13 protein-coding genes are annotated in these 17,688 nt (G+C 71.3%); 6 read left to right on the top strand and 7 right to left on the bottom strand.

Translation table 11 applies throughout. From position 1 onward, the window contains the following. Positions 1-133: 133 nt before the first annotated feature. Complete coding sequence (locus tag LZ198_RS16385) at positions 134-3,166, bottom strand: error-prone DNA polymerase (RefSeq protein ID WP_253972907.1); 3,033 nt, start codon at positions 3,164-3,166, stop codon at positions 134-136. 466 nt (positions 3,167-3,632) lie between these two features. On the opposite strand from LZ198_RS16385, the gene LZ198_RS16380 reads away from it, so the two are divergent. The 4 genes from LZ198_RS16380 (at position 3,633) to LZ198_RS16365 (ending at position 7,790) form a co-directional block, all read left to right on the top strand. Next, a complete protein-coding gene (locus LZ198_RS16380; protein ID WP_253972906.1) occupies positions 3,633-4,277 on the top strand; it encodes a hypothetical protein in 645 nt (214 codons plus the stop codon). An 81-nt stretch (positions 4,278-4,358) separates the two neighbouring features. Continuing rightward, complete coding sequence (locus tag LZ198_RS16375) at positions 4,359-4,853, top strand: NfeD family protein (protein WP_256559638.1); 495 nt, start codon at positions 4,359-4,361, stop codon at positions 4,851-4,853. Next, on the top strand, positions 4,850-5,980 hold the full coding sequence (locus tag LZ198_RS16370; protein ID WP_253972904.1) for an SPFH domain-containing protein: 1,131 nt from the start codon (positions 4,850-4,852) through the stop codon (positions 5,978-5,980). Before LZ198_RS16375 ends, LZ198_RS16370 begins: the two co-directional genes overlap by 4 nt. Before the next feature lie 304 nt (positions 5,981-6,284). Continuing rightward, on the top strand, positions 6,285-7,790 hold the full coding sequence (locus LZ198_RS16365; RefSeq protein ID WP_253972903.1) for an ATP-binding cassette domain-containing protein: 1,506 nt from the start codon (positions 6,285-6,287) through the stop codon (positions 7,788-7,790). A 23-nt stretch (positions 7,791-7,813) separates the two neighbouring features. Here the strand turns inward: LZ198_RS16365 and LZ198_RS43225 are convergent, their stop codons facing one another. Both LZ198_RS43225 and LZ198_RS16355 read right to left on the bottom strand, forming a co-directional pair. Next, on the bottom strand, positions 7,814-8,437 hold the full coding sequence (locus LZ198_RS43225) for a hypothetical protein (protein WP_267145472.1): 624 nt from the start codon (positions 8,435-8,437) through the stop codon (positions 7,814-7,816). 417 nt (positions 8,438-8,854) lie between these two features. Next, entirely contained in the window at positions 8,855-9,844 is a 990-nt protein-coding gene (locus LZ198_RS16355; protein ID WP_253972902.1) for an NAD-dependent epimerase/dehydratase family protein, read from the bottom strand. A 126-nt stretch (positions 9,845-9,970) separates the two neighbouring features. Between LZ198_RS16355 and LZ198_RS16350 the strand changes: the two genes are divergently transcribed. After that, the gene (locus tag LZ198_RS16350; RefSeq protein WP_253972901.1) at positions 9,971-10,504 is read left to right on the top strand and encodes an FHA domain-containing protein; all 534 of its coding nucleotides are present in this window, start codon (positions 9,971-9,973) and stop codon (positions 10,502-10,504) included. A gap of 16 nt (positions 10,505-10,520) precedes the next feature. On the opposite strand, the gene LZ198_RS16345 is transcribed toward LZ198_RS16350, so the two are convergent. From LZ198_RS16345 to LZ198_RS16330, 4 genes are all read right to left on the bottom strand, one after another. Further along, entirely contained in the window at positions 10,521-11,045 is a 525-nt protein-coding gene (locus tag LZ198_RS16345) for a hypothetical protein (protein ID WP_253972900.1), read from the bottom strand. A gap of 69 nt (positions 11,046-11,114) precedes the next feature. Continuing rightward, the gene (locus LZ198_RS16340; RefSeq protein ID WP_253972899.1) at positions 11,115-12,626 is read right to left on the bottom strand and encodes a Y-family DNA polymerase; all 1,512 of its coding nucleotides are present in this window, start codon (positions 12,624-12,626) and stop codon (positions 11,115-11,117) included. Between the two features lie 7 nt (positions 12,627-12,633). Continuing rightward, on the bottom strand, positions 12,634-13,497 hold the full coding sequence (locus LZ198_RS16335) for an ImuA family protein (RefSeq protein WP_253972898.1): 864 nt from the start codon (positions 13,495-13,497) through the stop codon (positions 12,634-12,636). A gap of 171 nt (positions 13,498-13,668) precedes the next feature. Next, positions 13,669-14,883: a vWA domain-containing protein gene (locus LZ198_RS16330; RefSeq protein ID WP_253972897.1), complete on the bottom strand. Its 1,215-nt coding sequence runs from the start codon at positions 14,881-14,883 to the stop codon at positions 13,669-13,671. A gap of 259 nt (positions 14,884-15,142) precedes the next feature. On the opposite strand from LZ198_RS16330, the gene lon reads away from it, so the two are divergent. Then, a complete protein-coding gene (gene lon, locus LZ198_RS16325) occupies positions 15,143-17,629 on the top strand; it encodes an endopeptidase La (protein WP_253972896.1) in 2,487 nt (828 codons plus the stop codon). The last annotated feature ends 59 nt before the right edge of the window (positions 17,630-17,688 follow it).

The following is a 17,688-nucleotide window of genomic DNA, read 5'->3' as shown; positions in this document are numbered from 1 at the left end:
CCGGGATTGAGGAGGCGGCCGTGGGGGCGGACGCCTTCATGCCGGTGTTGCGCAGTGGCGGGTGAGCGAGGACAGGCCACGCGTCGCGCCTCGGACGCCAACGAGCCGAGCGCTCCCGCGGCCTCCCGCCGCATCAAGGGACAGCTTCGCTCGAGAGCTTCTGAACGACCTTCGCCTTCACGTTCGTCACCGTCCCCGAGCGCTCCAGCACGCCCTGCCCCACGATGAACAGGGCCCCGTGAATCTCCTTCCGGCACCGCTCATACACGTCCGGCGGCACGACGAGGTTGGCGATGCCCGTCTCGTCCTCCAGCGAGATGAAGCACATGCCTCGCGCCGTCGGCGGCCGCTGCCGGCAGATCATCATCCCGCCCACCGACACCGTCCGCCCGGAGGGGACCTTCTTCAGCCCCTCCGCCGTCACCGCGCCCTGATTCCTCAGCGCCGGTCGCAACAACTCCAGCGGGTGCTTCTCCAACGACAGCCCCACCGTGTCGTAGTCCGCGCTCACCCGCTCCAACACGTCCATCGGCGGCAACGCCACCTCCGTGCCGTCCATCGACATCCCGAAGAACAAGTCATCCGCGTCCAGCGGTCCCAACGCCTGGAGCTCCCACAGCGCCTTGCGCCGTGAGCCACACAGCGAGCCCAGCGTCCCCGCCAATGCCAGTCGCGTCAGCTCGTGCCGCGGGATGCGCGCCCGCCGGGCCAGGTCCCCCACGCCCTGGTATCCCTCCCCCCGCGCCGCCTCCACCCTGCGTCCGGCGGACGCCCCCAGCCCCTTCACCAGCCGCAGCCCCAGGCGCACCGCCTTCCCTCCGTCCTCCAGCGTGCAGTCCCATCGCGAGCGCTGCACGTCCACCGGCCGCACCTCCACGCCATGCCGCTGCACGTCCGCCACCAGCGTGTGCGGCGCGTAGAACCCCATGGGCTGCGAGTTGAGCAGCGCGGTGGTGAAGGCCGCCGGGTAGTGACACTTCAGCCAGCTCGACGCATAGGCAATCAACGCGAAGCTCGCCGAATGGCTCTCCGGGAAGCCATAGTGGGCGAAGCCCCGGAAGTTGTCGAACCACTCCTCCGCCTGCGCCCGCGCATACCCGCGCGACAAGCAGCCCTCCACGAAGCGCCCCCGGTACTGCAGCAGCATCGACTCCGCCCGCTTGTGGCTCAACACCCGCCGCAGCCCGTCCGCCTCCTCCGCGGAGAACCCCGCCGCCACCATCGCCAGCTTCATCGCCTGCTCCTGGAACAGCGGCACCCCGAGCGTCTTGCCCAGGATCTCCTTCACCGCCTCGCTCGGGTACTCCACCCGCTCCAGCCCGTTCCTGCGCCGCAGGAACGGATGCACCATCTTCCCGACGATGGGCCCCGGACGGATGAGGGCGATCTCCACCACCAGGTCGTAGAAGGTCCGCGGGCGCAGCCTCGGCAGCATGTTCATCTGCGCGCGGCTCTCGATCTGGAACACCCCCACCGTGTCCGCCTCGCACAACATGTCGTAGACCTTCGGGTCCTCCGCCGGGATCGTCGCCAGCGACAGCGCCCGCCCGTGGTGCTCACGAATCAACGCGAAGCACTTCGACAGCGCCGTCAACATGCCCAGGGACAACAGGTCCACCTTGAGCAGGCCCACCGCGTTGATGTCGTCCTTCTCCCACTGGATGACCGTGCGGCCCGGCATCGCCGCGTTCTCCACCGGCACCAGCTCAGTCAATGGCTCGCGCGTCATCACGAAGCCGCCGACGTGAATCGATAGATGCCTGGGACAGCCCTCCAGCTCCGCCGCCACGGACAGCGTCCGCTGCACCCGCCGGTCGAAGGCGGACAGCCCCGCCTCCAACAGGACCTCCGGCGTCACCTCGAACCCGTGCGCCGCGGCGACCTTCGACAGCCGGTCCACCTGGTCCAACGACAGCCCGAGCGCCTTGCCCGCCTCCCGCAGCGCCAGCCGCCCCCGGAAGCAGATGACCTCGCACACCATGCCCGCACGGTGCCGGCCGTGCTTCTCGTAGACGTACTGGAGCACCTCCTCGCGCCGCTCGTGCTCGAAGTCCACGTCGATGTCGGGCGGCTCCTTGCGCGCCATGCTCAGGAAGCGCTCGAAGAGCAGCCCCATCCGCACCGGGTCGATGGCCGTGATTCCAAGCGCGTAGCAGACCGCCGAGTTCGCCGCGCTCCCCCGCCCCTGACACAGGATGCCCCGCCGCCGCGCGAAGCCCACGATGTCCCACAGCGCCAGGAAGTAACCCGCGAAGTCCAGCGCCGCGATGAGCCGCAGCTCGTGCTCGATCTGCTTCACCACCTCCGGAGGCACGCCCGCCGGGTAACGCCCCTGGAGCCCCTCGTACGTCAGCGCCCGCAGGTACGCGTCCGCCGTCACCCCCTCCGGCAGGTCCTCCTCCGGGAAGCGATAGCGCAGGTCGTCCAGCGACGCCTGGCAGCGGGAGGCCAGCTCCGCCGTCCTCGCCAGCACCTCCGGCCGGTCCTCGAACAGCCGCGCCATCTCCCCCGGGGACTTCAGCGTCCGCTCGCCGTTGGGCCACAGGAGCGTCCCCGCCCGCTCCACCGTCACCCCGTGCCGCACCGCCGTCAGGACGTCCTGGAGCGGCTGCCGGCGCCGGTGATGCGTGTGCACGTCGTTGTGCGCCACCAACGGCACGCCCAGCCCCCGCGCGAGCCCCTCCGCCTGCCCCTCCCGGGCCGCGTCCCCCGCCGACAGCGTCCGGCACACCCCTACGTGGAAGCGCCCCGGGAACGCCTCCGCCAGCGGCGCCACCCGCTCCAGGGGCGCCGGCTCCGGCAGCAACGCGAGCAACCCCTCCGAACGCTCCGCCAACGCCCGCCACGGCAGGCCCGACTCCCCCTTCGGGTGCGTCATCCGACTGCGCGACACCAGCGCGCACAGGCTCGAGTAGCCGCGCGTGTCCGCCGCGTACACCACCACCGGGGGCCCGTCCTCCAGCGTCAGCTCGGCCCCCAGCAGCAGCTTCACCCCGTGCTCCTTCGCCGCCAGGTGCGCCTTCACCACCCCGTACAGCCCGTCCGTGTCCGTCAACGCCAGGGCGCGGAGCCCCAGCCGCGCGGCCGTGGCCACCAGCTCCTCCGGATGCGAGGCCCCGCGCAGGAACGAGAAGTTGGAGCGACAGACGAGTTCGGCGTAGTCCACGCCCCGATCAAGACACTGAGCAGCCGTTCAGGCGCTAGGTCGGATCTTCGTCCACCCCTCGCCAGACGCGCCGGGTTGATACACCCGGAAACGGGCCCGACGTATCACGTCTCCCCACGGCCCCGCCCCGGGCGCCGGCCCCGTCGCCCAATCACAGACTTTCAATCATCAAGACAGACGAGGCACACCCCGCGCGGAGAATTCGCCCGTCACGGGACTGTCCAATCCGTGGCAAAGGCAGACTTCGCCGTCCATGGGTTCGAGCCACGCGTTCGGGCTCGGACAGGGCTCCGACGAAGCCCGCTCCGCTGTTCGCGCAGCAACGCTCCAGGCCGCCGCGCCCCTGTCCGGGCAACGCGTGGTGCGTACCGTCCCCAGCCGCTCCGCGTGTCGCGGTGCGCGCTGCGAGGCATGGTGTCCGCCATCCCCCGGATGTCGACGCCCTGCCTGTCCGCGAGGAGGTCCCATGTCCCGGCAAGGTCTCGAGCACTCCACGTCCATCCTCACCGCCGCCCTGGTGTCCGCGCTGCTCGCGCCCACCCAGGCGATGGGCGGTGGGCACGCGCCGGAGAAGAAGCCCGTGGTGTGTGGAGGAAGTCGCGACCTCTACCTGGGGACCTACAAGGGACGCGTCTTCAAGGAATGGCAGACCCCCCTCACCGACGAGCAGCTCCAGGACCCGATGACCCGCATGGCCAACGACGCCCTCGTGCGCAACAACTACACGCTGACGCTGCGCTTCCACCGGGATGCGCAGTGGAACTACTGGGTGGACACCACCGTGCAGTTCGACAACCTCGCCACCGGCACCCCCGGCCCTGGTCACCGCGACAACAGCGACTACGCGCTGGACCTCAGCGGCCAGGCCGCCAAGGTGCAGTTCGCCGTCACCCGCCGCCCCTCCGCGCCCTCCCTCACCAAGCCCCCCGCCACCCTCGAGAAGGCGTCCCGGACCCAGCCCACGGGCTTCGTCTCCACCTTCCGCGACAAGTTCCTGCTCGAGGCCCTGGACTGCGACGAGAAGGGCATCCCCCACCGGCTGCTCTTCACCCGCCTCGTCGGTGGCCAGCAGCCCATCTTCGAGACGCGAGAGCTCTTTCGCCTGAAGTGACTCCCGCTTAAGGGGGTTCCAGGCAAGCCGCCCGCCCCTCTCGTTTGACAGGATGGCGAGGTGGCTGCCAAACAGGAAGGCATGGACCTGACCCCCACCGCATGGCAGCTCTGGATCATCGCCGCCATCGTCTGCGGCATCCTGGAGATCAAGCTCTCCGGCTTCGTGACGCTCTGGTTCGCGGTGGGCTCACTCGCGGCCGCGGGCGCCGCGGCGCTGGGGCTGGGCCTCAACGCCCAGGTCCTCCTCTTCACCCTCGTCTCCCTCCTCCTGTTCGCCGTCTCCCGCACGTTGTTCAAGAAGGTCTTCATGCGGGACGCCACGCCCTTGAAGACGGGCATCGAGGCGATGATCGGCCAGGAGGCGGTGGTGATGGAGGCGGTGACCGAGCCGCATGGCGGCACGGTGCGCATCAACGGGGAGCTGTGGACGGCGCGCTCGCTGTCCGGCCTCATCCCCGAGGGTGAGCGCGTCACCGTCGAGCAGATCGAAGGTCTCAAGCTTTGGGTGCGCCGCCCCGCGGCCACCCAGTCCGTTCCCCAGGGGGAACTCGAGAAGAAGGAGAGGGCCGGATGAGCGTCGTCGCAACCATTGCTACCTTTTTGCTGGCAGGTCTCGTCATCTACTTCCTGGCCACGGGCATCCGCATCGTGCCCCAGGCGAAGGTGATGGTCGTGGAGCGGCTGGGCAAGTTCCACAAGCTGGCCACCAGCGGCCTCAACCTGCTCATCCCGTTCATGGACACCCCGCGCCCCATCGAGATGCGCACGGGCAACCGCTTCATGCGCAGCCCCATGGTGGACCTGCGTGAGCAGGTCATGGGCTTCGAGACCGTGCAGGTCATCACCCACGACAACGTCAACATGGAGGTCGGCTCGGTCATCTACTACCAGATCGTCGACCCGGCGAAGGCCCTGTACCAGGTGGAGAACCTGGCCCTGGCCATCGAGCAGCTCACCATGACGAACCTGCGCAACATCATGGGTGGCCTGACGCTCGACCAGACGCTGACCAGCCGCGAGACGGTCAACACCAAGCTGCGCATGGTGCTGGATGACGCCACGGAGAAGTGGGGCGTGAAGGTGACGCGCGTGGAGCTGCGGGAGATCGAGCCGCCCCAGGCCATCAAGTCCGCCATGGCCAAGCAGATGACCGCCGAGCGCGAGCGCCGCGCCGAGGTGACCAAGGCCGAGGGCGACAAGGCCGCGGCCATCCTCCAGGCGGAGGGCGAGAAGATCTCCCGCATCCTGCGCGCCGAGGCCGAGCGCGACGCGGAGATCGCCCGCGCCGAGGGCCGCAAGCGCGCCACCATGCTCGAGGCCGAGGGCAAGGCCGAGGCCACGCGCCTCACCTTCGACGCCATCAACGCCGGCGGCGCCACCCCCGAGGTGCTCGCGCTGCGCTACATGGACACGCTCCAGGAGCTGGGCAAGGGCGACAACAAGATGTTCATCCCCTACGAGGCCACCGCCACGCTGGGCGCCGTCGCGAGCGTCAAGGAGCTGTTCGCCCCCAAGGACGACGCCCCCAAGCGCGCCGCCCCGGCTCCCGCGCCCACCGGGCGTCAATCCTCCGCGGCGGCCCTGAGCGCCCAGGCGCTCACGCGCGGCAACACGCTCGCGGAGCCCGCGACCCTGGCTGGCGCGCCCGCCGTCCCGCCGCGCCGCGCCGCGGCTCGTCCGCCCTCCGACCAGGACGAGTAGCGCGCGGAACGCCCCGGTCGCCACGAAGCCTCGTGCTCGCGGCGACCGCCGGACCGCGGCGTCGACCCCACGTCGGGGTGGGCACGTGGGCAAAGCCGGCGAGCACGTCGGGGTTGCAATCCGCCGCGCCCCACGTCATAGATTGACGGTGAAGTACTCCCACCGGAGGGCCTGACAACCCCTCCCTACGCGAGGTCGGCAGTCCCTTGAGGAAGAGCAACTGAGTCCCAGGCCCGTTGGTCTGTAACCGCGCTGAGTCGCCCTGTCGGGCGGGCTCGCGCTCTGGATTCAGGAGTTTCCTCATATGTCGTCCTCCATCCGCGCCCATGGCGTGTCGTTCGCCTATTCCGACGCCCTCCCCGTCCTCTCCGAAGTCGACTTCCACCTGACGTCCGGCTGGACTGGCCTCGTCGGCGCCAACGGTGCTGGCAAGTCCACCCTCCTGCGCCTGCTCGCCGGGGAGCTGCACCCCACGGAGGGTCACCTCCAGTTCGAGCCCTCCTCCCCCTCGCTCCAGCTCTGTCCGCAGGTGGTGGAGGCGCTGACGCCCGAAATCACCGCCTTCGCGGACTCGTGGGACGCGCTCGCGCGGCGGCTGCACGGACAACTGGGGTTGGACGTCACCGCCCTGGAGCGTTGGACCACGCTGTCCCCCGGGGAGCGCAAGCGCTGGCAGGTGGGCGCGGCGCTCTCCGCCGAGCCGCACGTCCTGCTGCTCGACGAGCCCACCAACCACCTGGACGCGGAGGCCCGCACGTGGCTCGTCTCCGCGCTGCGCCGCTTCCGGGGCGTGGGGGTCGTCGTCTCTCACGACCGTCCCCTCCTGGAGTCCCTCACCACGGCCACGCTGCGCGTGCATGGCGGCGGCGCCCACCTGTATGCCGGCGCCTACTCCGCCGCGCGCGAGCAGTGGGAGGCCGAGCGCGAGGCGGAGCTGAGCGCCCACCAGCAGGCTCGCGCGGAGCAACGGCGCGTGGCCCATGCGCTCGGCGAGGCCCGGCGGCAGCAACAGTCCGCCGACGCCAACCGCAGCACGCGCAAGCGCATGAAGGACAAGAACGACAGCGACGCGCGCACGCTCGGCGCCGCGACGCTCGCGAGCTGGGCGGAGCAGCGCGCCGGTCGCCGCGTGGGTGTGCTGCGCCGGGAGCTGGAGCGCGCCAGCGAGGCGGTGGGCGAGGTGGCCCAGGACAAGACGCTCGGCCGCTCCGTCTTCGTCGGCTACGAGCGCGCGCCCAACCCGTGGCTCTTCACGCTGGACGTGCCGGAGCTGCGCGCCGGGGACATCCCGCTGCTCGGCCCCGTCCACCTGTCCGTCGCAAGGGATGCCCGCGTGCGCATCGAAGGGCCCAACGGCGCGGGCAAGAGCACCCTCGTGCGCGCGCTCATGGACCAGGCCCGCATCCCCCTGGAGCGGGTGCTGTACCTGCCTCAGGACGTCGGGGCCGAGGAGGCCCGCGCCACGCTCGACGCCGTGCGCGCGTTGCCCCCCGAGGAGAAGGGCCGGGTGCTGTCCCTGGTGGCCGCGCTCGGCGTGGACCCGGAGCGGTTGCTCGGCTCCGAGCAGCCCTCACCGGGCGAGACGCGCAAGCTGCTCATCGCCCGGGGACTGGGCCAGCACGCCTGGGCGCTGGTGCTCGACGAGCCCACCAACCACCTGGACCTGCCCTCCATCGAGCGACTGGAGACGGCCCTCCGCGAGTACCCGGGCGCCATCCTCCTCGTGTCCCATGACGCGGCGTTCGCCAAGGCCTGCACCACCGAGTCCTGGCGCGTGGAGCACGGACAGGTGACGGTGACGTCCGGGTAGCCGACCGCGGCGGAGCGCCAGCGTCAGGGGCCGCCGAAGACGCCCAGCCAGGACGCGTTGCGCTCGAGCAGGTTCGCCACGCGGGCCGCGTCCACGGGCTCGTCGGTGTCGAAGGCGAAGACGACGCTGCCTCCGGGGCCCTCCGCCGCCTGCGTCACCTCCGTGTCGCGGGGGCCCTGGAGGAGCAACAGATCCTGTCGCGCCCCCTGGCCATCCACCGCGAGCACGAAGCCCTGGCGCTCCGTCCACGCCGGTCCCGTGGGGCTCGGCTCGAAGGCCGTCTGGCCCGCGAAGCAATAGCGCCCCACCCCGCACCGGAGGAAGGCCGTGGGCACGTCGTCCCGGTCGAGGTCCACCGCGCGGACGACCACCGCGTCCGCGCTCCCCACCAACGGCCCCGACGCGAAGAACAGGTCCGGGTGCTCCTCGGAGAAGCCGCCGGAGGAGAGCCGCTCGCTCGCGCCCACCGCGAAGACGCCCGCCTCCACCGCGACCCCGGAGAGCTCCCGAGGCGTCCGGGCGGGAATCGTCCGGGCCGACAGCGGCGCCCCCGTGGAGGAGAAGCTGGAGAGCAGGATGGCCCGGCCCTCGGGCCCCACGGGCGCCTGGGGGAAGAGCTGGGCGTAGGCGACGCGCTGGGCGTCCATGTCGGCGGACGGAAGAAGGACTCCTCGCCGTGGTCCTCGTACTCGATGCGCCGGAGCCACGCGGCGCCATCCGGCGCGACCGAGAGCCCCACCACGCGGCTCGTGAAGCCACAGTCCACGCGGCGGACGCGAGCGCGCGCATCGAAAGGCGCGCGTGACGCATAGCCCGCCTGGGCATCCCGGACACATGGCGCCTCGTCGGAGCAAGCGATGCCCCCCATCCCCCAGCCTCCGGTGAGGACGAACCAGAGGAAGTGGTCTGCGCGAATCCGCATGTGGTGCTCTCGTCCCGGCCCCGGGTGAATCCTCGCACGGAGTCGCAGGGACCACGAAGAGGACTCCCGGACGAGACGAACGTCCCACACCCGACCCTGGTGCCACGCGCCCCACCCGTCCATCCAGGAGTCGCCCCGTTCCCTAGACGGAGGCCGTCAGCGACGCCCCATGCTGTCGCTCCCACGCCACCAGGTCCGCGAGCCCCTCCTCCACGCAGATGCGCGGCGTGAACCCGGTCTCGCGCTCCAGCGCGGAGACATCCGCCCAGGTCGCCTCCATCTCCCCGGGCTGCGCGGACAACAGGTTGAGCACCGCCCGGGCGCCCAGGTGGCGCTCCAACACGCCGACGAAGTCGCGCAGCGACACCGGCGCTCCCCGTCCCACGTTGAGCAACCGGTAGGGCGTCGCCCCGACCGGGGGACGGTCCAGGACTCGGAGCACCGCCTCCACCACGTCGTCCACGTGCGTGAAGTCGCGCTGCATCCGCCCCTCGCCGTACAGGTCGATGGTGCGTCCGGCGCGAATGGCGCGAAGGAAGCGCAACGGCGCCATGTCGGGCCGGCCCCACGGTCCGTACACCGTGAAGAAGCGCAGCCCGCTCGTGGGAATCCCATACAAGTGGCTGTAGGTGTGCGCGAGCAACTCCGACGCGCGCTTGGTGGCGGAGTAGACGTTGAGGGGATGGTCGGCGGAGGCGGACTCCGCGAAGGGCGGCGGCGTCCCCGCGCCGTACACCGAACTGGAGGACGCGTAGACGACATGGGACAGGCCCGCCGCGCACGCCTGCTCCAGCACCTGCAGGCTCCCCGTCACGTTCGCGTCCAGGTAGGCCCGCGCCGCCGCGCCCGCGCTCCTCACGCCCACGCGCGCCGCCAGGTGGACCAGCCGCTCGGGACGCTCGCGACGGAACACCTCCGCGAGCGCCGGCCCGTCCGTGATGTCGACGCGATGGAAGGAGAAGCCCGCCGCGCCAGGCAGGGCCTGCAGCCGCTCCAGACGCGCGCGCATGAGCCTCCCGTCTCCGGAAGGGTCCAGGTGGTCCACACCGATGACGGCGTCTCCGCGAGCCAGCAGCCGCGCGCTGACGTGGTGGCCGATGAAGCCCGCCGCTCCCGTGACGAGTACATGCATGTCCCCGCCACGCTCCCATGCCCGTCTCCCGAGCGCCACGATCGCGACACACGCCTCCCGCCACCGGGCAGGCGGCCCGCCCGACGCGACACTTCCCGTCCACGCCGCTTGGTGTAGGGTGCCCCCATGGTGTCCGTGAATCAGCTCCGCCCCTTCGCCTCGGCGTCCCTGGAAGCGTTCCGGACCGCATCCGGTCCCGTGGCCCTCATCCAGCAACCGGTGGACCCGGTGTTCCGCAACGTCGCGCAGCAGATGACGGGCGCGCGCACCGTGGGCATGGCCCACCGCTCACGGATGACGGAGCGGCTGCTCGCCATGCTGCGCGACTTCGACAACCTCGAGGTCCACTTCCTCAACCCCAAGGCGGATGGCGAGGAGTTCACCGTGGGCCGCGCTGACTGCGACCTCGTGGTGCCGGACCCCTCCGTGTCCCAGCACCACGCCACCCTGCGCTGGAGCCAGGACAAGGGCGCGGTCTCCGTGCGCGACGCGCAGTCGATGAACGGCACGTGGATCAACGGCGCGCCGCTGGGCTTCCGCGCCCAGGTGACGCTCAACGATGGCGACACCCTCGCCTTCGGCGACGCCCAGTTCCTCTACCTGCGCGCCGAGACGGTCCACGAGCACCTGCGCCTGGCCAGCCCCCAGAACGAGCCCTGAGCCGGCCACGCGGGGCTCAGGGCACCGCGTTCACCGCCTCGATGATGGCCTTGCGCAGGTACGAGCGGAAATCCATCTGCGATTGGTAGAGCCCCAGCGTGGACACGGTGCGCGTCTCGTTGCGCCACTGGAGGCCGCCGTTCGGCGCGATGACCGCCGTGTCCATCACCACCTCGGCCCGCCCCAACGCCTGCAGCGCGGACACGTCCACCCAGGACAACATGATGACCACCGCCGCCTCGGCCTGGTTCTCCTGGAGGAAGGAGACGACCTCCTGGATGGAGGGCGACGGCGACTGGGAGATGCGCGTGCCCACCACGTCGAAGCCCCGCTCGCGCAGCACCGCCGCCGTCTGGCCCACGATCACGGTGCGTGGGTTGCCCTCTCCCATCATGTCCTCGCGGTACGTGGACGTGGGCAGGGAATCCACGCGCGAGCTGGCCACCACCACCACCTTGCGGATGGCGCCCTCGGGCCGGACCTGCGGAGCGGCGCAGGCGGTGAGCAGGAGAGGCAGCAGGACGACGACCGAGGCGCGCATGGAGGGGCCCGAGGGTGAAGAGGGGTGTCTCCCTCCATAACCACCACGGCGGGGGGCAGGCAAACCCTCTCAGTCGAACAGCCCCTGGAGATAGAACCGTCCGTCCCTCGCGTCCCGGAACACCCATGCGGGGCCCAGTCCCTCGAAGTGCACGCGGTAGTAGTCCCGCTGGTACGGCGCGTCGGACCACCACTCGCCCCCCAGCCGCTCCGGCCCCGTCACCGCCGTCACCCGGTGCCGCCGCCCCGCGACGCGCGCCGCCAACAGCCGCCCCGTCTCCGCCACCTCCGCGTCCAGACACGCCGGCTCCGCCAGCAACCTCGAGGGCCGCTCCCGGGTGACGCCTCCTGCCGGGGGTGGGGCCGCCCGCTCCCGCCCCAGCTCTCCGAGCAGCATCTCGCGCGACGCCGGAGGCTGGAAGGCGCCCACGCCCTGCGCCCCCTCCGGCCGGTGCACCGGCGAAAGCCCCGCGGCGAACAGCGCCTCCTCGCCCAGCGTCGTCACCAACCGCGACAACACCACCTCCAGCGCCGCGTCCCCCTCCGGAGAGTCCCCGAGCGACAACTGGAGCCCCCGGTCCTCCGAATCCGCGTCCACCCGCGCGGCCACCTCCGCCACCGGGTTCTCCAGTCGCAACGACTCCAGCCGGTGTCGCGCCAGGTCCAGCAACAGCTTCGCCGCCGCGGTGGGGCGCGCCAGCGCCAGCGACACCTCCTGCCGTCCCGTCGGATCCAACCGGAGCGTGAAGGTGATGCGCACCGCCGCCCGCCTCCGCCCCGCCAGCCGCGCGCCCAGCCGATCCACCAGCGTCTTCAACGCGAAGCCCAGCGGCTCGAAGGACTCCGCGGGCCACTCCAGAGTCAGCCGCTCCTCCATCACCTCCTCCAACACCGCCGCGACGAAGGGCGTGTCGTCCTCGCCCCGGCACAGCGCGTGCGCCCGCGCGCCCTCGGCACCGCCGCGCGCCACCACCGCACCCGCGGGGAGCGCCGCCACCTCCCCCAGCGTGGTGAGCCCCAGCGCGGAGAACCCCGCCCCCAGGCCTCCCTCCAGCGCGGCCAGCGGGAGCGGCGCCAGCGCCCGGGCCGACGCTCCCGGCGCCACCACCTCCACCCGCCGCGCCCCGTACCGCGCCAGGGCCCTCGCGGTGAACGCCTCCGACGCCACCACCGCGTGCGCCCGGTAGCCCAGCCCCGCGCACAGCTCCAGCGCCCGCGCGCACAGCCCCGGCTCTCCACCGGACAGGTGCGCCGCCCCCGCGTCGAGCCACAGCCCGTCCGGCGCGGCGAGCTGGAAGCCCGGCCCCAGGCTCAGCAGCGCCTCGCCCAGCGCCAGCAGGGCCCGGGCCTCCTCCTCCGGCCGGTAGGGGAAGTGCCGCAGCTCCGGCAGCAGCGCCGTCGCCGCAGTCACCGTCATGCCCGGGCGGAGGCCCGCCTTCAGCGCCGACGTGGACGCCGCCACCACCCGCCGCTGGCCCCGCGACTCCTCCACCAGCGCGAAGGGCCGCCCCGCCAGCTCCGGCGACTCGATGACCCGGCGCTGCACCGGGAAGCGCGTGAAGTGCAGATAGGCCCTGCGCATGGCGTCCTCAGTGCGCCACCGCGGCCAGGCCCGCCTTCAGGGAGGGCATCGCGCCATCGCGCCCCGGTCGCTGCCCCTGGATGCCGCGGCCGTTGCGCGCCACCCACGCTCCCTCCCGCAGGAAGTCCGGCGTGGCGTCCCCCTCCACCGGCCCCACATCCAGCACCCGCCCCCCATCCTCCAACCCCAGCTCCGGATACAGGGTGCGCCACGGCACCACCGCCCGCGCCCCCGCGCCCCCGCGCCGGCTGCGCACCACCTCCACGGACCAGCCGTCCCCATCCCCCGACTCCGTGCGCAGGCGCGTCACCCCATCCGCCGGCGCCTCCGTCGACGTCAGCAGCAGCAACAGCCCGCCGCCCCGCTCCGCCGCGTCCGCCAGCTTGCGCGCCTCCGCGATGCCCACCCGCGCCGTCCGCCCCGCCGAGCCCATGCCCCGCGTCAGGTCCAGCACCACGCAGGCGAAGGCCCCGCTCCGGGCCAGTTGCACCGCCGCCCACACCGCCTGCTCCGGCGCCCGGGGACGGACGATGAGCAGCCGCGACAGGTCCACGCCCTGCCCCGCCGCCGAGGGCGCGTAGAGCTCCCGGGGACCATCCACCCAGGCACACAGCCGCTCCTCGCGATGCGCGGCGGCCACCGCGCTCAGCGCCAGGCTGGTGCGCCCCGAGGCGGCCTCACCGCACAGCTCCACCACCTGCCCCAGCGGGAAGCCCCCCGCGGGCAGGAGCGCGTCCACCGGAGCCAGCCCCGTGCGCAACACGGACAGGTAGCGCCGGGGCTCCGCCTGGAGCTGCCGGATGCGCTCCCGAAGCTGCTCCACCACCGAGCCCGAGCCCGCCGCCCCCACTCGCTGCTCCGCCGCGCTCATCACGCCTCCTCGCCGGGCCCGGCCGGCACGCCGGACGCCCGTCTGGACAGCGGTTCAGTATGCTGGCGGGTCTGACATCCACCTTCACAGGACCCGAGGCGGTGGGCGCGCGAGGACGACGCGGTGGCTCGGATCCACGAGGGGCACGCGGCCCCCCGTGCGGCGCGGCGCTCAGCCGGCGCAGAGCACCTTCACCTCCACCTTCTCGTCATCCGCGCGGCGCTGGCAGCTTCCCAGGAAGTACAGGCGCGCCGGGCGGTTCTCACCGGAAGCCTCGTAGCTCAGGTCTCCCGCCGCCACGGAGCACGTCTCCACCTGGCCTCCGGCGCGCGTCAGCTCCACGCGGGCCAGCCGCGGATCCGGCAGGTTCACCACGTCGAGGCTCTGAGACACCGCGGCGAGCGCGGCGATGCCCAGCAGCGTGTCGTGGTAGCTGTCCCGGCAGATGGAATCCAGGTTGACGAAGGACGTGTCGAACCGCTCCGCCATGGCCCGGTGCCGGTAGCCGGGGCCGTAGGACGTCGGGCAATCCACATTGCGCACGAACGTGCCCTGGGGCGTGACGTCCTGGATCAGCTCCGCCCGCTTGTCACCCAGCGCCACCGGCCCCACCGTGGCCCACAGCACCTCCCGCCGGGCGCCGCGCGAGTCCCGCAGCGACTGGAAGGTGTCGTAGTAGAAGTCCACCGTCGACAGCTTGGCGGACTCCTCGCTGCACCGGTCCACGGAGGTGTCCTCCGGGATGGTGACGGGCGGCGGACGCTCCGTGGAGCTGCAGTCCTCCTCGTCCGTCACCACCACGACCAGCAGCCGGGCGCCGTCCCGGAAGAAGCCCCCGTTGCCGCCTTGCGCGACCGGGGTGCCGATCAGCGGCTCCGTCACCGCCAGGCGCGCGGCCTCGAAGGGGGACTCCTGGCCGCTCCCCGTCGTGCCCTGCTGCACCAGCCGACCGAAGCGCTCCAGCAGGCGCGGATCCGAGCTCTCGATGAAGCGGTCCCCAGTGGGGTTGCCCTCCGCGTCCGGCACGGGCCGCAGGTGCCCGGCCTCCTCGGGGTACTCGCGGTAGTACTCCTGCCCGCCCACCAGGACGCGCCGGTAGACGGACGTGGTGATCACCCCCACGCGGAAGTCCTGCTCCACGCCGCCGCCTTCCCGGAGGGCCTGGATGAAGGCGGGCAGCTCGCGGGCGATCCCCGCCTGCTCCTCCGCCATGGAGCCCGAGTTGTCGATGACGAAGAGGATGTCCGTCTTCTGCGGAGCCACCACCGGGGACTCGCTCTGGCATTGCCCGGGCACGGTGGATCCCGCCTCGTCGACAGGCGACTTGCAGGCCACCGCCCAGAGGGCCGGCAGCAGGAGCAGGGGGGCACATTTTCGTGACGGCATGGCGGCCTCCTGGAAGGCGAAGCACCCCGGCGGCTCGCCGCATCAGGGCTGGGGGGGCAAGCATGCCCCACCCCCGCTCCGGATGCGAGACAAGTGGTGCCGTCCGACATCCGACTTCGGAGTGGAAAATCGCACACGCCGTTTGCCACGGGCGTTTTGGTTGTTACGTTGGTTCATCTGCCGCAGAAAAACGACAGATGTTCACCGGCACGGTGAAAACCGGGCTGGATTTGAAGGAAGAAGGAAGAGGCCGAACCTCATGTCCGATGAGAAGAAGAAGGGCACCGCCGCGAGCGCCATGCCCACCGCGATGGCCCCTCCGGGGCTCATCAACAAGGAAGACATCCCCCAGGTGCTGCCGATCCTGCCCCTGCGGAACAGCGTCTTCTTCCCCGGCGGCGTTCTCCCGCTGGCCGTCGGCCGACAGAAGACCATCGCCCTGATCAAGGACGCGGTGCGGGACGACCAGGTCATTGGTGTCGTCACGCAGCGCCGCGCCGAAGAAGAGGATCCGGGCGCCTCCGACCTCTACACCATGGGCACCGTCGCCCGTATCGTGAAGCTCCTGAAGATGGGCGAGGACAACTACTCGCTCGTGGTGCAGGGGCTCGCCCGCTTCCGCGTCATGGAGCTGGTGCAGGAGGCCCCCTACCTCAAGGCCCGCGTCGACGCCGTGGAGGACAAGACCTCCGCCGAGAACGTCGAGGTCGAGGCCCTGGGCATCAACCTCAAGAAGCTGGCGCGCGAGGTCATCGAGCTGATGCCGGAGCTGCCGGCCGCCGCCACCGAGCTGGTGGAGAGCATCACCCACCCGGGCCACCTGGCGGACCTGATCGCCGCCAACGTGGACGTGCCCATCGAGGAGAAGCAGGCCGTCCTGGAGACGGTCGACCTCAAGGCGCGCATGAAGCTCGTGCTCGAGCTGCTCAACCGCAAGCGGGAGATCCTCAAGCTCTCCAACAAGATCGACTCCGCCGTGAAGGGCGAGATGTCGAAGACCCAGCGCGAGTACTACCTGCGCCAGCAGCTCAAGGCGATCAAGGAAGAGCTCGGCGAGATGGGCGAGGAGGAGGAGGAGCTCGACGAGCTGCAGGAGCGCCTGAAGAAGGCCGCCCTGCCGCCGGAGGTGGAGAAGGTCGCCAACAAGGAGCTCAACCGCCTGAAGACCATTCCGGCGGCGTCCAGCGAGTACACCGTCGCGCGGACGTACCTGGATTGGATCGCCGACCTGCCGTGGTCGAAGATGTCCGAGGACAACCTCGACATCGAGAACGCGCGCCAGCAGCTCGACAAGGACCACTTCGGCATCAAGAAGGTGAAGAAGCGCATCCTGGAGTACCTGGCGGTGCGCAAGCTGAAGAACGACATGCGCGGGCCCATCCTGTGCCTCGTCGGTCCCCCGGGCGTGGGCAAGACGTCGCTGGGTCAGAGCGTGGCCAAGGCCACCGGCCGCAAGTTCGTGCGCCTGTCGCTGGGCGGCGTGCGTGACGAGGCGGAGATCCGCGGCCACCGGCGCACCTACGTCGGCGCGCTGCCGGGCCGCTTCATCCAGAGCATGAAGAAGGCCGGGACCAAGAACCCGGTGATGATGCTCGACGAGATCGACAAGCTCGGCGCCGACTTCCGTGGCGACCCGAGCGCGGCGCTCCTCGAGGTGCTGGATCCGGAGCAGAACAACACGTTCAGCGACCACTACCTCGACGTGCCGTTCGACCTGTCGAAGGTGATGTTCGTGGCCACCGCGAACCAGCTCGACCCCATCCCCGGTCCGCTCCGCGACCGCATGGAGATCATCGAGCTGTCCGGCTACACGTTCGAGGAGAAGCAGAGCATCGCGCGCATCCACCTGGTGCCCAAGCAGCTCAAGGAGCACGGGCTCAACGGGGACCACATCGACATCACGGACGAGGCGCTGCTCACGCTGACCACGTCGTACACGCGTGAGGCGGGCGTGCGTAACCTCGAGCGGCGCATCGCGGACATCTGCCGCGCGGTGGCCGTGGAGGTGGCCGGAGGGAAGACGGAGAAGCAGTCCATCAACGCCGACCGCGTGAAGGAGATCCTCGGGCCCGAGATGTTCTACTCGGAGGTCGCGGAGCGCACGGAGGTTCCGGGTGTGGCCACGGGTCTGGCCTGGACGGCGGCGGGTGGCGACCTGCTCTTCATCGAGGCGACGAAGATGGCGGGCAAGGGCGGCATGACGCTCACCGGCCAGCTCGGCGACGTGATGAAGGAGAGCGCCACGGCGGCGCTGAGCTACCTGCGCAGCAAGGCGGAGCAGCTCGGCATCAGCCCGAACTTCCTCGAGAAGACGGACCTGCACCTGCACTTCCCGGCGGGCTCCATCCCCAAGGACGGGCCTTCCGCGGGTGTCACCATCCTCACCGCGCTCACCAGCCTGCTGACGGGCATCCGGGTGCGGCACGACACGGCGATGACGGGCGAGGCCACGCTGCGTGGCCTGGTCCTGCCGGTGGGTGGCATCAAGGAGAAGGTGCTGGCGGCACACCGGGCGGGCATCAAGCGGGTCATCCTGCCCGAGCGGTGCCGCAAGGACCTGGTGGACGTGCCGGATCAGGCGAAGAACGAGCTGGAGTTCATCTTCGTCAGCCAGATGGACGAGGTGTTGAAGGCCGCGCTGGAGACGCCTCCGTTCTCGACGGCGGGCACCCCGGGCGGCGAGCCGGGCAAGGAGGCGCCGCTGCCTCCCTCGGGCTCGGACACCTCCCCGGAGGTCCGCGCCTGAAGCCGGCGCGGGCCTGACGGCCTGGAGCAGTGACACGGGCAGGTTCTCCTCGCGGGGGA

The sequence above is a fragment of the Myxococcus dinghuensis genome (assembly GCF_024198235.1).
In the GTDB taxonomy this organism is placed as follows: domain Bacteria; phylum Myxococcota; class Myxococcia; order Myxococcales; family Myxococcaceae; genus Myxococcus; species Myxococcus dinghuensis.
Note: the sequence above shows the minus strand (reverse complement) of the source record. Positions and strands in the feature narration are given on the sequence as shown.

What these genes read in the sequence shown, in the direction of transcription:
- lon (WP_253972896.1), top strand. Translation starts at nt 15,143, where the DNA reads ATGTCCGATGAGAAGAAGAAGGGCACCGCCGCGAGCGCCATGCCCACC.
- LZ198_RS16345 (WP_253972900.1), bottom strand. Translation starts at nt 11,045, where the DNA reads ATGCGCGCCTCGGTCGTCGTCCTGCTGCCTCTCCTGCTCACCGCCTGC.
- LZ198_RS43225 (WP_267145472.1), bottom strand. Translation starts at nt 8,437, where the DNA reads ATGGACGCCCAGCGCGTCGCCTACGCCCAGCTCTTCCCCCAGGCGCCC.
- LZ198_RS16340 (WP_253972899.1), bottom strand. Translation starts at nt 12,626, where the DNA reads ATGCGCAGGGCCTATCTGCACTTCACGCGCTTCCCGGTGCAGCGCCGG.
- LZ198_RS16375 (WP_256559638.1), top strand. Translation starts at nt 4,359, where the DNA reads ATGGACCTGACCCCCACCGCATGGCAGCTCTGGATCATCGCCGCCATC.
- LZ198_RS16335 (WP_253972898.1), bottom strand. Translation starts at nt 13,497, where the DNA reads ATGAGCGCGGCGGAGCAGCGAGTGGGGGCGGCGGGCTCGGGCTCGGTG.
- LZ198_RS16365 (WP_253972903.1), top strand. Translation starts at nt 6,285, where the DNA reads ATGTCGTCCTCCATCCGCGCCCATGGCGTGTCGTTCGCCTATTCCGAC.
- LZ198_RS16355 (WP_253972902.1), bottom strand. Translation starts at nt 9,844, where the DNA reads ATGCATGTACTCGTCACGGGAGCGGCGGGCTTCATCGGCCACCACGTC.
- LZ198_RS16380 (WP_253972906.1), top strand. Translation starts at nt 3,633, where the DNA reads ATGTCCCGGCAAGGTCTCGAGCACTCCACGTCCATCCTCACCGCCGCC.
- LZ198_RS16330 (WP_253972897.1), bottom strand. Translation starts at nt 14,883, where the DNA reads ATGCCGTCACGAAAATGTGCCCCCCTGCTCCTGCTGCCGGCCCTCTGG.
- LZ198_RS16350 (WP_253972901.1), top strand. Translation starts at nt 9,971, where the DNA reads ATGGTGTCCGTGAATCAGCTCCGCCCCTTCGCCTCGGCGTCCCTGGAA.
- LZ198_RS16370 (WP_253972904.1), top strand. Translation starts at nt 4,850, where the DNA reads ATGAGCGTCGTCGCAACCATTGCTACCTTTTTGCTGGCAGGTCTCGTC.